The sequence below is a fragment of the Pseudomonas sp. NFACC25 genome (assembly GCF_900100935.1).
In the GTDB taxonomy this organism is placed as follows: domain Bacteria; phylum Pseudomonadota; class Gammaproteobacteria; order Pseudomonadales; family Pseudomonadaceae; genus Aquipseudomonas; species Aquipseudomonas marginalis.
In genome coordinates this window covers 148,123-163,202 of the sequence record NZ_FMUC01000014.1, presented here as the reverse complement: position 1 = coordinate 163,202, position 15,080 = coordinate 148,123, and the positions used below count along the sequence as shown (strand labels likewise).

The 15,080-nt window shown below is 61.0% G+C and carries 11 protein-coding genes and 1 tRNA gene; 11 read left to right on the top strand and 1 reads right to left on the bottom strand.

The annotated features are described in order from the left end of the window. Positions 1-34 precede the first annotated feature (34 nt). Positions 35-121: transfer RNA gene (locus tag BLQ09_RS25600), tRNA-Leu, on the bottom strand. A 224-nt stretch (positions 122-345) separates the two neighbouring features. On the opposite strand from BLQ09_RS25600, the gene rnr reads away from it, so the two are divergent. The 11 genes from rnr (at position 346) to BLQ09_RS25545 (ending at position 15,026) form a co-directional block, all read left to right on the top strand. Continuing rightward, positions 346-2,979, top strand: a complete 2,634-nt coding sequence (gene rnr, locus BLQ09_RS25595; RefSeq protein ID WP_027607687.1) for a ribonuclease R — start codon at positions 346-348, stop codon at positions 2,977-2,979. Beyond that, positions 2,976-3,731: a 23S rRNA (guanosine(2251)-2'-O)-methyltransferase RlmB gene (gene rlmB / locus BLQ09_RS25590; RefSeq protein WP_027607688.1), complete on the top strand. Its 756-nt coding sequence runs from the start codon at positions 2,976-2,978 to the stop codon at positions 3,729-3,731. The genes rnr and rlmB overlap by 4 nt, the downstream gene beginning before the upstream one ends. 248 nt (positions 3,732-3,979) lie before the next feature. Further along, on the top strand, positions 3,980-4,402 hold the full coding sequence (rpsF, locus tag BLQ09_RS25585) for a 30S ribosomal protein S6 (protein ID WP_003171371.1): 423 nt from the start codon (positions 3,980-3,982) through the stop codon (positions 4,400-4,402). Positions 4,403-4,431: 29 nt separating this feature from the next. Beyond that, a complete protein-coding gene (gene rpsR / locus BLQ09_RS25580) occupies positions 4,432-4,662 on the top strand; it encodes a 30S ribosomal protein S18 (protein WP_003171373.1) in 231 nt (76 codons plus the stop codon). 36 nt (positions 4,663-4,698) lie between these two features. After that, positions 4,699-5,589, top strand: coding sequence for a YybS family protein (locus tag BLQ09_RS25575; protein ID WP_065925619.1), 891 nt, complete (start codon positions 4,699-4,701; stop codon positions 5,587-5,589). A gap of 18 nt (positions 5,590-5,607) precedes the next feature. Next, positions 5,608-6,054 (top strand): 50S ribosomal protein L9, encoded by a 447-nt coding sequence (gene rplI / locus BLQ09_RS25570; RefSeq protein ID WP_003171376.1) that lies wholly within the window; start codon positions 5,608-5,610, stop codon positions 6,052-6,054. Positions 6,055-6,164: 110 nt separating this feature from the next. Next, the gene (gene dnaB / locus BLQ09_RS25565; RefSeq protein ID WP_017526410.1) at positions 6,165-7,562 is read left to right on the top strand and encodes a replicative DNA helicase; all 1,398 of its coding nucleotides are present in this window, start codon (positions 6,165-6,167) and stop codon (positions 7,560-7,562) included. Between the two features lie 96 nt (positions 7,563-7,658). Beyond that, positions 7,659-9,962 (top strand): YgiQ family radical SAM protein, encoded by a 2,304-nt coding sequence (locus BLQ09_RS25560; RefSeq protein WP_027607690.1) that lies wholly within the window; start codon positions 7,659-7,661, stop codon positions 9,960-9,962. 207 nt (positions 9,963-10,169) lie between these two features. Then, entirely contained in the window at positions 10,170-11,090 is a 921-nt protein-coding gene (locus BLQ09_RS25555) for an Ssp4 family T6SS effector (RefSeq protein ID WP_027607691.1), read from the top strand. Further along, entirely contained in the window at positions 11,087-11,548 is a 462-nt protein-coding gene (locus BLQ09_RS25550) for a hypothetical protein (protein ID WP_027607692.1), read from the top strand. The genes BLQ09_RS25555 and BLQ09_RS25550 overlap by 4 nt, the downstream gene beginning before the upstream one ends. A gap of 187 nt (positions 11,549-11,735) precedes the next feature. Next, complete coding sequence (locus BLQ09_RS25545; protein WP_027607693.1) at positions 11,736-15,026, top strand: transglutaminase family protein; 3,291 nt, start codon at positions 11,736-11,738, stop codon at positions 15,024-15,026. Positions 15,027-15,080: the final 54 nt, after the last annotated feature.

Sequence of the window (15,080 nt, the reverse complement as noted above, 5' to 3'; positions counted from 1 at the left end):
GAAAAAACCCGCTTTCGCGGGTTTGATCTGAATTTGGTGCCCAGGAGAAGACTCGAACTTCCACGACCTTGCGATCACCAGCACCTGAAGCTGGCGTGTCTACCAATTTCACCACCTGGGCAGCATCAACAACGTTGCCGTCGTCGATGGCGCGCACTATACGGAGCGGTTTTTTAACTGTAAACCCCTGCTATGAAAAAAACCTGGGAAATTTCGCCAATGGTCGTGCAAGGTGCGCGGCGAGGGCTGTAAAAGGCTTTTAAACGCTTGTTGATGCCTGAAATTTCCCGTTTCAATACGCGTATGCCAAACTAACCCGCATATAGACAAGGTGAAAAATCTCTAATGGCCGATTGGCAGTCCCTCGATCCCGAGGCCGCTCGTGAAGCGGAAAAATATGAAAACCCTATTCCTAGCCGCGAACTGATCCTGGCGCACCTCGCCGATCGGGGTTCGCCTGCTAGCCGTGAGCAGCTGGTCGAAGAGTTCGGTCTGACCACCGAAGACCAGCTCGAAGCCCTGCGCCGCCGCCTGCGTGCCATGGAGCGCGATGCTCAACTGATCTACACCCGCCGTGGCACCTATGCACCCGTGGATAAGCTCGACCTGATCCTCGGCCGCATTGCCGGCCACCGTGACGGCTTCGGCTTCCTGATCCCGGATGACGGCAGTGACGACCTGTTCATGAGCCCGGCGCAGATGCGCCTGGTGTTCGATGGCGACCGTGCCCTGGCGCGGGTTTCCGGCCTGGATCGTCGCGGTCGCCGTGAAGGCGTGATTGTCGAGGTGGTGTCCCGTGCCCACGAGTCCATCGTCGGCCGCTACTTCGAAGAAGGCGGTATCGGCTTTGTTGTGCCGGATAACCCGAAGGTCCAGCAGGAAGTGCTGATCACCCCGGGCCGCAATGGCGCTGCCAAGGTCGGCCAGTTCGTCGAGGTGAAAATCACCCACTGGCCGACTGCGCGCTTCCAGCCCCAGGGCGATATTGTTGAAGTGGTCGGCAACTACATGGCGCCGGGCATGGAGATCGACGTCGCGCTGCGCACCTACGACATTCCTCACGTCTGGCCTGAGGCTGTGCTCAAGGAAGCCGCCAAGCTCAAGCCGGAAGTCGAAGAGAAGGACAAGGAAAAACGCATCGACCTGCGCCATCTGCCGTTTGTCACGATTGACGGTGAAGATGCCCGCGACTTCGACGATGCGGTCTACTGCGAAGCCAAGCCCGGCAAGCTGCGCCTGTTCTCCGGTGGCTGGAAGTTGTTCGTCGCGATTGCCGACGTCTCCAGCTATGTGAAGATCGGTTCGGCCCTGGATAACGAGGCCCAGGTACGCGGCAACTCCGTGTATTTCCCTGAGCGCGTGATCCCGATGCTGCCCGAGCAGCTGTCCAACGGCCTGTGCTCCCTGAACCCGAAAGTCGACCGTTTGGCCATGGTCTGCGAGATGACTATCTCGAAAACCGGCGAAATGACCGATTACCAGTTCTACGAAGCGGTGATCCACTCCCAGGCACGCCTGACCTACAACAAGGTCAGCACCATCCTGGAGCAGCCGAAAACCAGCGAAGCCAAGGCGTTGCGTGGTGAGTACGGGCATGTGGTGCCGCACCTCAAGCAGCTGTACGCGTTGTACAAAGTGTTGCTGGGTGCCCGTCATGTGCGTGGCGCGATCGATTTTGAAACCCAGGAAACCCGGATTGTCTTCGGTTCCGAGCGCAAGATCGCCGCGATCACCCCGACCACCCGTAACGATGCGCACAAGCTGATCGAGGAATGCATGCTGGCGGCCAACGTGGCCACCGCTGAATTCCTGAAAAAGCACGAAATCCCTGCGCTCTACCGTGTACACGATGGCCCGCCACCGGAGCGCCTGGAAAAACTGCGCGCGTTCCTCGGCGAGCTGGGCCTGTCCCTGCACAAAGGCAAGGACGGCCCGACGCCGAAGGACTACCAGGCACTGCTGGCCAGCATCAAGGACCGTCCGGATTACCACGTGATCCAGACCGTGATGCTGCGCTCCCTGAGCCAGGCGGTGTACAGCGCCGACAACCAGGGCCACTTCGGCCTGAATTACGAGGCGTACACCCACTTCACCTCGCCGATTCGCCGTTATCCGGACTTGCTCACGCACCGCGCAATCCGCAGCGTGATCCATTCCAAGCAGAACACCCCGCACGTCAAGCGTGCCGGTGCCATGACCATTCCGAAGGCGCGGATCTACCCGTACGACGAAGCGGCCCTGGAACAGCTGGGCGAGCAGTGCTCCATGAGCGAGCGCCGCGCCGACGAAGCCACCCGCGACGTGGTGAACTGGCTCAAGTGCGAGTTCATGAAGGACCGCGTGGGCGAGTCGTTCCCAGGCGTGATCACCGCCGTGACCGGCTTTGGCCTGTTCGTCGAGCTGACCGACATCTACGTCGAAGGCCTGGTGCACGTCACCGCCTTGCCGGGTGACTACTACCACTTCGACCCTGTGCACCACCGCCTGGCGGGCGAGCGTACCGGTCGCAGCTTCCGTTTGGGCGATACCGTGGAAGTGCAGGTCATGCGCGTCGATCTCGACGAGCGCAAGATCGACTTTGGCATGCCTGACAAGCCCGCCGAAGCGCCGGGCCGTAAAAAGCGTGGCAGCGAGACGACTTCGCCTGCAAGCAAAGGCAAAGGCACTCCCGCCAAAGCGGCAGTTGCAGAGCCCGCTCCAGCCAAGGCCGGGCGCCGTCCAGCAGCCAAGGACAAAGCCCCCGAGGCCTACCGCCCAAGCGACGCGGCGGCGAAAAACGCCGAACTGCGCAAAAGTCGTGAGTTGAAGCAGCAGTTGCTCAACGAAGCCAAAAGCGGTGGTAAAGCGGCGTCTGGGGGAAAGTCCCAAGGGGCGGAAAAGCCGTCGAGCAAGCCCAGTAAACACCGTAAAGGCCCGCCAAAAGCGGGTTCGGCCCCCGCGAAAAGCGGCGGGTCGCGCAAACCTAAGGCCAAGTCATGAGTCTGGAAAAAATCTACGGCGTCCACGCCGTAGAAGCACTGCTGCGTCACCATCCTAAGCGCGTCAAGCAAGTCTGGCTGGCCGAAGGTCGCAGCGAGCCGCGCGTACAGGCGTTGGTCGAGTTGGCCAGCCAAAACAAAGTCGCCATCGGCCAGGCCGAACGGCGTGAAATGGACGTGTGGGTCGAAGGCGTTCACCAGGGTGTGGTGGCGGACGTCAGTCCGAGCCAGGTCTGGGGCGAAGCGATGCTCGATGAGCTGCTCGACCGTACCGAAGGTGCACCGCTGCTGCTGGTGCTGGACGGCGTGACCGACCCGCACAACCTCGGCGCGTGCCTGCGCTCGGCGGATGCTGCGGGTGCGTTGGCGGTGATTGTGCCGAAGGACAAGTCGGCTACCTTGACGCCGGTGGTGCGTAAAGTCGCCTGTGGCGCGGCGGAAGTGATTCCGCTGGTGGCCGTGACCAACCTGGCGCGCACCCTGGAGAAACTCCAGCAGCGCGGCCTGTGGGTCGTGGGCACGGCGGGAGAGGCCGAGGTCAGCATTTATGACCAGGACCTCACCGGTCCGACCATCCTCATCATGGGGGCCGAAGGCAAGGGCATGCGTCGCCTGACCCGTGAACATTGCGATTATCTGGTGCACCTGCCGATGGCCGGTAGCGTCAGCAGCCTGAACGTGTCGGTTGCGACCGGTGTGTGCCTGTTTGAGGCCCAGCGTCAGCGTGGTGCCAAGGCCAAGGCGAAGAAGTAATTCCAAGCCTGGCGTAGAACCAACATGTGGGAGGGGACTGTCCCCTCCCACATTTGCTTTTGTGGTGCCTGGGCGATTGTTCAAATAATCACCAATCACCTTGCGCCCGTTCTTCCCCTTCTCTACAATTGCGCCCCTTGCCTTCCTGGCAGGCACCGATGTGCCTCCCTGCGGCAAGATCCATAAGTGTCATTCACTCCTTGTCTGACCGTTTTTGAGCGGCAGGCTACAACCCGTAAGGAGCATTCATGCGTCATTACGAAATCATCTTTTTGGTCCACCCGGATCAAAGCGAGCAAGTCGGCGGCATGGTTGAGCGTTACACCAAGCTGATCGAAGAAGACGGCGGCAAAATCCACCGTCTGGAAGATTGGGGTCGTCGTCAACTGGCCTACGCAATCAACAATGTTCACAAGGCTCACTACGTGATGCTGAACGTTGAGTGCACTGGCAAGGCCCTGGCCGAGCTGGAAGACAACTTCCGCTACAACGATGCAGTGATCCGTAACCTGGTCATCCGTCGCGAAGAAGCCGTTACCGGCCAATCCGAGATGCTCAAGGCTGAAGAAAACCGCAGTGAGCGCCGTGAGCGTCGCGACCGTCCTGAGCACGAAGGCGCTGATAGCGCTGATAGTGATGACAGCGACAGCAGCGATAACGCTGACGAGTAATCCACGGACCTTATTAAGGAGCCTATCAAATGGCACGTTTCTTCCGTCGTCGTAAGTTTTGCCGCTTCACCGCTGAAGAAGTGAAGGAGATCGACTACAAAGATCTCAACACTCTGAAAGCCTACGTATCCGAGACCGGCAAAATCGTTCCAAGCCGTATCACCGGTACCAAAGCACGTTATCAGCGTCAGCTGGCTACCGCTATCAAGCGCGCCCGCTTCCTGGCCCTGCTGGCCTACACCGACAGCCACGGCCGCTGAGACCGGGCAGTCGACAAGTAGTAAGGGATTGAATGCATGCGCGCCTTAGCTGAGTTCATCATGCGCGGTCGTGTGCAGGCCACTCTGGTAGTGGCTGGATGTGCAGTGTTGCCGTTGTTGTTCTGGTTGGGTGCCGCCGCGGGTTGCCTTGTGCTCCTGCGGCGCGGTTCGGACGCCTTGAGCGTCCTGGGTCTGGGGTTGTTGTCAGTGTTGGTGAGCTGGCATTTCCTGCAAGACCCGACAGCGCTTCTGGTGCTGTTGGGGAGTTGCAGCCTGGCGTTGGTTTTGCGCGCCGGGCATTCCTGGAATCGCGTGCTGCTGGTCAGCACGGCCGTGGGGTTGTTGTGTGCGGTGAGCCTGGGGACCGTCTTCGGTTCCTTCATCGAGTCGCTGGCGCAGACGTTTCAACACGTCTTGCCGCTGGTGATGGGTGAGTCTTACGAGAAGTTCTCGGCAGACCAGAAAGCAGCACTCGCTTCACTGGCAGTTCCGATGTTGATCATTTCGACAGCGGTTTCGGTGCAGGTCTTTAGTGTGTTGTGCCTGATTCTTGGGCGCTATTGGCAGGCGTTGTTGTATAACCCCGGCGGTTTCGGAAGCGAGTTTCGCGCAATCCGGATCCCCAAGCGCGTTGCGCTGTCACTGCTGGCCGTCATGTGCGTTGCCCCGTTTATCGGGTGGCACACCTTGATCCTGTTGCCGTTGTGCGGTGTGCCGCTGTTCTTCGCTGGCTTGTCCCTGATTCACGGGCTTGTCGCGCAGAAAAGACTGGCCAGTTTCTGGCTGGTGGGGATCTACGTCACCGTCCTGCCGCTCATGCACTTGATCGGTCCGTTACTCGTGGTCTTGGCCATTGTCGACAGCCTGATTGATTTTCGCGGACGTTCTGCGCCGAAAGACGCCGATAACGCGAACGGTGAAGGTTAAAAGTTAGAGGATTTTCACATGCAACTGATCCTTCTGGAAAAAGTCGCCAACCTGGGCAACCTGGGCGACAAAGTGAACGTTAAGGCCGGCTACGGTCGTAACTACCTGCTGCCATACGGCAAAGCCACCGCTGCAACCGCTGCCAACCTGGCTGCGTTTGAAGAGCGTCGTGCCGAGCTGGAAAAAGCAGCAGCAGACAAGAAAGCTTCGGCCGAAACTCGCGCTGCCCAACTGGCTGAGCTGGAAGTGACTATCACTGCCACCGCCGGTGACGAAGGCAAGCTGTTCGGTTCGATCGGCACCCACGACATCGCTGATGCACTGACCGCCTCCGGCGTTGAAGTGCAGAAGAGCGAAGTTCGTCTGCCGAACGGCACCATCCGCAACGTAGGTGAATTCGACGTAGCCGTGCACCTGCACGCCGAAGTTGAAGCCACCGTACGCGTTGTCGTGGTAGCAGCTTAAGTCGCACCTAACTGACTGGCACCTCGTGTGCCGGGCAGTTAACATCGGGCACGATCCTGTTTACAGGTCGTGCCTTTTGTTTTTCTACAATCCCCTAATTCCAAGTGGCCATGAACGATATTTCAGCTCCTGAGCAATACGATCTGCAAACCGCTGCCCTGAAGGTGCCGCCGCATTCCATCGAGGCCGAACAGGCCGTGCTCGGTGGCCTGATGCTGGACAACAACGCCTGGGAACGCGTGCTGGATCAAGTCTCGGACGGTGATTTCTATCGCCATGACCACCGCCTGATCTTCCGTGCCATCGCCAAGCTGGCCGACCAGAACTCCCCAATCGACGTGGTGACCCTGGCCGAGCAGTTGGACAAGGAAGGCCAGACCTCCCAGGTCGGTGGCCTGGGCTACCTGGGTGAGCTGGCAAAAAACACGCCGTCCGTCGCCAACATCAAGGCCTATGCCCAGATCGTTCGCGAGCGCGCCACCCTGCGCCAGTTGATCGGCATCAGCACCGAAATCGCCGACAGCGCCTTCAACCCCGAAGGCCGCACCGCCGCCGAAATCCTTGACGAAGCCGAGCGCCAGATCTTCCAGATCGCCGAAGCGCGCCCGAAAACCGGCGGCCCGGTCAGCGTCAACGACCTGTTGACCAAGGCCATCGACCGCATCGACACCTTGTTCAACACCGACAACGCCATCACCGGTATTTCCACCGGCTACACCGACCTCGACGAGAAGACCAGCGGCCTGCAGCCGTCCGACCTGATCATCGTCGCCGGCCGTCCATCCATGGGTAAGACCACCTTTGCGATGAACCTGGTGGAAAACGCCGTGTTGCGCAGCGACAAGACCGTCCTGGTGTACTCCCTCGAGATGCCAGGCGAATCGCTGATCATGCGTATGCTGTCGTCCCTCGGCCGTATCGACCAGACCAAGGTGCGTGCCGGTCGCCTGGAAGACGACGACTGGCCGCGCCTGACTTCGGCGGTCAACCTGCTCAACGACCGCAAGCTGTTTATCGATGACACCGCCGGTATCAGCCCGTCCGAGATGCGTGCACGTACGCGCCGCCTGGTACGTGAGCACGGTGACATCGCCCTGATCATGATCGACTACCTGCAATTGATGCAGATCCCGGGCTCCAGTGGCGATAACCGCACCAACGAAATTTCCGAAATCTCTCGGTCGCTCAAGGCCCTGGCCAAGGAATTCAACTGCCCGGTAGTCGCCCTGTCCCAGCTCAACCGCTCCCTGGAACAACGCCCCAACAAGCGCCCGGTGAACTCCGACTTGCGGGAATCCGGAGCGATCGAGCAGGATGCCGACGTGATCATGTTCGTGTACCGCGACGAGGTGTATCACCCCGAGACCGAGCACAAAGGCATTGCCGAGATCATTATCGGCAAGCAGCGTAACGGCCCGATCGGCTTTATCCGCCTGGCGTTCATCGGTAAATACACGCGCTTCGAGAACCTGGCGCCGGGCAGCTACAACTTCGACGACGACGAATAACCCGTCTGCTCAATTCCGACCATTACCGTCGGAATTGGTCAAAATTTGTGCTATATTCCGCGCCCGCGATTTTTCATCTCAACACCGGTCACCGTCATGCAAACAGCCAAGCCGTTATTTGACTATCCCAAGTACTGGGCCGAATGTTTCGGCCCTGCGCCATTCCTGCCGATGAGCAGGGAGGAGATGGATCAGCTTGGCTGGGATTCGTGCGACATCATCATCGTCACCGGTGATGCCTACGTGGACCACCCGTCGTTCGGCATGGCCATCATCGGCCGGCTGCTGGAGTCCCAGGGCTTCCGCGTCGGGATCATTGCGCAGCCGAACTGGCAGTCCAAAGACGACTTCATGAAACTGGGCGAGCCGAACCTGTTCTTCGGCGTCGCGGCCGGCAACATGGACTCGATGATCAACCGCTACACCGCCGACAAGAAAATCCGTTCCGATGACGCCTACACCCCAGGCGGCATGGCCGGCAAACGCCCGGACCGCGCCAGCCTGGTGTACAGCCAGCGTTGCAAGGAAGCCTACAAGAACGTGCCGATCGTACTCGGCGGCATCGAAGCATCCCTGCGCCGCATCGCCCACTACGACTACTGGCAGGACCGCGTGCGCAACTCGATCCTGATCGACGCCACCGCCGATATCCTGCTGTACGGCAACGCCGAGCGGGCCATCGTCGAAGTCGCCCAGCGCCTGTCGTGGGGCCACAAGATCGAAGACATTACCGATGTGCGCGGCACCGCGTTCATCCGTCGCGATACCCCAGCCGGCTGGTACGAAGTGGATTCCACACGTATCGACCGCCCGGGCAAGGTCGACAAGATCATCAACCCGTACGTCAACACCCAGGACACCCAGGCCTGCGCCATCGAGCAGGAAAAGGGGCCGGTCGATGATCCGGAAGAAGCCAAGGTCGTGCAGATCCTGGCCAGCCCGCGCATGACCCGCGACAAGACCGTGATCCGCCTGCCCTCGGTGGAAAAAGTCCGTGGCGACGCCGTGCTCTATGCCCACGCCAACCGCGTGCTGCACCTGGAAACCAACCCAGGCAACGCCCGCGCCCTGGTGCAGAAGCACGGCGAAGTGGACGTATGGTTCAACCCGCCGCCCATTCCGATGACCACCGAAGAAATGGACTACGTGTTCGGCATGCCGTACGCCCGTGTTCCGCACCCGGCGTACGGCAAGGAGAAAATCCCGGCCTACGACATGATCCGTTTCTCGGTGAACATCATGCGTGGCTGCTTCGGCGGCTGCACCTTCTGCTCGATCACCGAGCACGAAGGCCGGATCATCCAGAACCGTTCCGAAGAGTCGATCATTCGCGAAATCGAAGAGATCCGCGACAAGGTTCCAGGTTTCACCGGTGTGATCTCCGACCTCGGCGGCCCGACCGCGAACATGTACCGCATTGCCTGCAAGAGCCCGGAAATCGAATCCGCGTGCCGCAAGCCGTCGTGCGTGTTCCCCGGTATCTGCCCGAACCTGAACACCGACCACTCGTCGTTGATCCAGTTGTACCGCAGCGCCCGTGCATTGCCGGGGGTGAAGAAGATCCTGATCGCTTCCGGCCTGCGCTACGACCTCGCGGTCGAGTCGCCGGAATACGTCAAGGAGCTGGTCACCCACCACGTCGGTGGCTACCTCAAGATCGCCCCGGAACACACCGAGGAAGGTCCGCTCAACCAGATGATGAAGCCGGGCATCGGCAGCTATGACAAGTTCAAGCGCATGTTCGAGAAGTACACCAAGGAAGCGGGCAAGGAGCAGTACCTGATCCCGTACTTCATCGCCGCCCACCCGGGCACCACCGATGAAGACATGATGAACCTGGCCCTGTGGCTCAAGGGCAACGGCTTCCGCGCCGACCAGGTGCAGGCGTTCTACCCGTCGCCGATGGCCACCGCCACCGCGATGTATCACTCGGGCAAGAACCCACTGCGCAAGGTCACCTATAAGAGCGACGCGGTGACCATCGTCAAGAGCGAAGAGCAGCGCCGCCTGCACAAGGCGTTCCTGCGCTATCACGACCCGAAGGGCTGGCCGATGCTGCGTGAAGCGCTGACCCGCATGGGCCGTGCCGACCTGATCGGGCCGGGCAAGGACCAGCTGATCCCGCTGCACCAGCCGAGCACCGACAGCTACCAGAGCGCCCGTCGCAAGAACTCGACGCCGGCTGGCAGCCACAAGGTCGCCAAGGAAACCACCACCAGGATCCTTACCCAGCACACCGGCCTGCCGCCCCGTGGCAGTGACGGCAGCAACCCGTGGGACAAGCGCGAACAAGCCAAGGCGGCGGCCCAGGCGCGTAACAAGCAGGCGGCCAAGGAACGCAGCGATGCGGCCAAGGGCAAGGGCGGCAAGCCGGCTCGCAAGCCGGTCGTGCCGCGTTGATCGTCGCTTGAAAATGCAAACGCCAGCCTTGTGCTGGCGTTTTGCTTTCTAGGCGGTGGGGAGGCTGTTTGGTAAGGTGGCGCCCATTAAATCGCTATCGGGGGCAAGCCCCCTCCCACATTGGATTGCGAATACAGACAAGTGTCGGAGGGGGCTTGCCCCCGATAGCGTCAGTCCAGTCTCCACCCCTTCAAGGAAGAACACCCCATGGGCAACCCCCTGGCCGGCATCGGCATGGACTCCAACCGCTCCCAGTTCATGGCGCGCCAGCGCATCGAAAGCCAGATCAACCTGCCACGGCTGTTCGCGGCCATCGACGCCGACCCCAGCATCGTCGGCGCGGGGGTGGTGTATATCGACGCTGACTTCAATGTCATTACCCTGCGCGAATTCAAGCCCATCTGCAGCATCAAGCCCAAGCGCATCATTTTGCGTGAAGCGCAGAAGTACATTGCGCCAACACAGTTTGCTCAACATGTCGTGAGCAATCCTCGAGAATCGCGACTGATTGGCGAAGCCGTGAATACCGGAATCTCCTGCTTGGGGGCGGTCATCAGTTGGGCTGCGATCGCCAGTGGAACAATTCTGGTGCCTTTCAGCGCTGGCGCCAGTTCCGTCATCGTTGTAGTGGGGTATGCGGCTGCCGGCGCAAGTACGCTTCAGTGTTTCAACGGCATTGCCCGAACAGCGCTGGAAGTCGCCAAACCGGAGGTCAAGGATTCGCTCGACAGTGAAGGCTGGTACCAGAATGCGTCCATCGTGCTGGACGCCGTATCACTGGCAGGCGTGGGCGCTTCGGCCCTGACGACGGTCAAGCTGGTCAGGGCCGCCAAAGCATCGACGGGCAAGAGCCTGCGTGATGTGCTTCGCGGTTTGAATCGCCAGGAAAGAGCCAAGCTGACGAAAGAGCTGCTGAGCATCAACCATCCCAGCTTGACCGCGAAGATGATCAAATTGAGGCAGGCGTCGGGCGAACTCACCAAGCGTTTCACCCCTACGCAGCTCAAGCACAGCACCACTACCCAGATCAAAGACGTCCTGGGCGCAAGCGTTGGGTTTGGCGGGAGTGCCTACTCCGGAAACGTCAACACCATCGCGATTGGACTGTACGAGGAGGTAAGCGAATGAGCGAATTGATGACGCTACGCGACTTTTTCAGACAATACTTTCTGACGTTTATGAGCGGCGTATTTGCTGCGTGTTTTTCTTTAGCGTTGGCTGTGGCGCTGGCGTTCATCACCTATTTTCGTGATGCGCCGATGGCTCAAGTGGGGCTCAAGATCATGTCTGCCGGGGCGCTGCTCATTCTGTTGACGGTCCATAGCAACTTTATGATTTTGCGGGGCCGACCCTCCTGGGTGTGGGTAATGGTCGGTATCTATGTCGCCTGTCTGCTGTTTGTAGTTCCGATGGTTCAATTCCAGCCTCACAAAGTCCTGTATGGGTTGGCGCTGTTATTCCCATTGCTCGGATTATTGACACTTAACAGCAAGGTTCAGCGAGAGATGCGCATGAAACTCGTGGGAATCCGTCGTATTCGGCAGGCGGTTAAACCAGCCGTAATCGCAAAGCGCAAAACCCGTTGATTGGGTAGATTCGCCACCCATCCTCACATTAACGCCACAAATATGTGCGGCGCCTGCACCACGACACCACCGTTGGCGCCGTTTTGGTGCTGTACTGCACCGGGTCTTACGATAAAGCGCAATGACCGCCGCTCTGGCATAAGTCTTGCGCGCGTTGTGTCCATGCCCTGGCTCGCAGGAGGCCGCCGTGTCGATTCATGTCGCGTTGCACCACGTTACGCATTACCGCTACGACCGCGCGGTCGAACTCGGCCCACAGATTGTGCGTCTGCGCCCGGCGGCCCATAGCCGCACGCGGATTTTGTCCTACGCACTCAAAGTGCTGCCCGAGCAGCACTTCATCAATTGGCAGCAGGACCCACAGGGCAATTACCTGGCGCGTCTGGTGTTCCCGGAAAAGACCGATGAACTGCGCATCGAGGTTGACCTGGTCGCCGAGATGGCGGTGTTCAACCCGTTCGATTTTTTCCTTGAGCCCTACGCCGAAAAAATCCCCTTCAGCTACGCCGCCGATGAACAGCGCGAGCTGGCGCCGTACCTGGAAACCCTGCCGCTGACGCCGAGGTTTGCCGCCTACCTGGCGGGTATCGACCGCACGCCGTTGCCGGCCGTGGATTTCCTGGTGGGCCTCAACCAGCGCCTGGCCGCCGACATCGGCTACCTGATTCGCATGGAGCCGGGGGTGCAAACCCCGGAATTCACCCTGGAAAACGCGTCCGGCTCCTGCCGTGATTCGGCCTGGCTGCTGGTGCAATTGCTGCGCAACCTCGGGTTGGCGGCGCGGTTTGTGTCCGGCTATCTGATCCAGCTGACCGCCGACGTCAAAGCCCTCGACGGCCCCTCCGGCACCGAAGTCGACTTCACCGACCTGCACGCCTGGTGCGAAGTGTATTTGCCCGGTGCCGGCTGGATCGGCCTGGATGCCACCTCCGGGCTGTTCGCCGGTGAAGGGCATATCCCGTTGGCCTGTAGTCCCGATCCATCGTCCGCCGCGCCGATCAGTGGGCTGGTGGAACCCTGCGAGTGCGAATTTACCCACGAGATGTCGGTGGAGCGCATCTGGGAAGCGCCACGGGTCACCAAGCCCTACACCGAAGAGCAATGGCTGGCGATCCAGGCCCTGGGCCGGCAGATCGATGGCGACCTGCTCAAGGATGATGTACGCCTGACCATGGGCGGCGAGCCGACCTTCGTCTCCATCGACGACCCTGACGGCGCCGAGTGGAACACCGCAGCCCTCGGGCCGGACAAGCGGCGCTTGTCCGCCGAGCTGTTCCAGCGCATGCGCAAGCACTACGCACCCAAGGGCCTGGTGCACTTCGGCCAGGGCAAGTGGTACCCCGGCGAGCAATTGCCGCGCTGGTCGCTTAACTGCTACTGGCGCCGTGACGGCGTGCCCATCTGGCACAACAGCGCGCTGATCGCCGATGAACAACAGGACTACGGCGCCGATGGCGTAATGGCCGGGCGCTTCCTGGCCAGCGTCGCCGAGCGCCTCAAGCTGCCGGCGCGCTTTGTATTCCCGGCCTACGAAGACAATTTCTACTACCTGTGGCGCGAAGGTGCGTTGCCGCAAAACGTCACGGCCCAGGACCCGCGCTTGAGTGACGAGCTGGAGCGCGAACGCCTGCGCAAGGTGTTCAGCCAGGGCCTGGATAAAGTCATCGGCCAGGTACTGCCGCTGGCGCGTACGGCGGCCAATGACCGCTGGCAGAGCGGGCGCTGGTACCTGCGCGATAACCATTGCCGCCTGGTGCCGGGGGATTCGCCGCTGGGCTATCGCCTGCCGTTGGCCTCGCAGCCGTGGGTGACGGCGGCGGAGTATCCGTTCGTGCACCCCACCGACCCTAACCAGGATCAGCCGGAACTGCCGACCAGTGCGCAACTGCAAAGCCATGGCGAACCCGCGCCGAACGACGAGCGAGTGCCCGAGGTCGACGAGTCCGCCGACTGGCTGACCCGCACTGCCCTGTGTGCCGAAGCGCGGGAAGGGCGCCTGTACCTGTTTATGCCGCCCCTGGAACGCGTCGAGGATTACCTGGAACTGGTGGCCGCCATCGAAGCCACCGCCGAGGAATTGCACTGCCCGGTGCTGCTGGAAGGCTACGAACCGCCGTTCGATATGCGCCTGAGCAACTTCCGCGTTACGCCGGATCCGGGTGTGATCGAGGTCAACGTGCAGCCGTCCGCGACCTGGGACGAGTTGGTGGAACGCACCGAATTCCTCTACGAGGAGGCGCGGCAAACCCGGCTGACCACCGAGAAGTTCATGATCGACGGCCGCCATACCGGCACCGGCGGCGGTAACCACTTTGTGCTGGGGGGCGCGACGCCCAAGGACTCGCCATTCCTGCGCCGGCCCGACCTGCTGCGCAGCCTGATCAGCTATTGGCATAACCACCCCTCGCTCTCGTACCTGTTTTCCGGCCTGTTTATCGGCCCGACCTCCCAGGCACCGCGGGTGGACGAAGCCCGCAACGACGCGCTGTATGAGCTGGAAATCGCCTTTGCCCAAATGCCGCAGCCGGGTGAAGAATGCCCGCCGTGGTTAGTGGATCGCCTGCTGCGCAACCTGTTGATCGACGTGACGGGCAACACCCACCGCGCCGAATTCTGTATCGACAAACTCTATTCGCCGGATGGCGCCACCGGCCGCTTGGGCCTGCTGGAGTTGCGTGCCTTTGAAATGCCGCCCCACGCACGCATGAGCCTGACCCAGCAATTGCTGCTGCGGGCCTTGGTCGCGCGCTTCTGGCGTGAACCCTATGCGCCGCCGAAACTGGCGCGCTGGGGCACCGAATTGCATGACCGCTTCCTGTTGCCGCACTTTATCGAGCAGGACTTTGCCGATGTGATCGTCGAGTTGAACGCCGCCGGTTACCCGTTGCGCGCCGAATGGTTCGCCGCGCACCTGGAGTTCCGCTTCCCCAAGGTGGGCGATTACGCCGTCAGCGGGATCGAGCTGGAACTGCGCCAGGCCCTGGAACCTTGGCATGTGCTGGGCGAAGAGGGCGCGGTGGGCGGCACGGTGCGCTATGTGGATTCGTCCCTGGAGCGCTTGCAGGTGAAGGTGAGCGGGCTGCCGCCGCAACGCTACCTGCTGACCTGCAATGGCATCCCGGTGCCACTGCAACCGACCGGGCGCATTGGCGAGTTCGTCGCCGGCGTGCGTTACCGCGCCTGGCAACCTGCCAACTGCCTGCAACCGACCATCCCGGTGCACGCGCCGCTGGTGTTCGACCTGCTGGACACCTGGATGCAACGCTCCCTGGGCGGCTGCCAGTACCATGTCGCGCATCCGGGCGGGCGTAACTACGACAGCCTGCCGGTAAACGCCAATGAGGCGGAGAGCCGGCGCATGGCGCGGTTTTTCCGTCTCGGCCACACGCCTGGCAAGCTCACCGTGCCGAGTGTTGTGATCAATGACGAATTGCCGATGACCCTGGATCTGCGGCGTCACCCCAATAAAAATGACTAAAAGCGATCACAATGTGGGAGGGAGCAAGCGCCCTCCCACATTAGATTGCAGTGA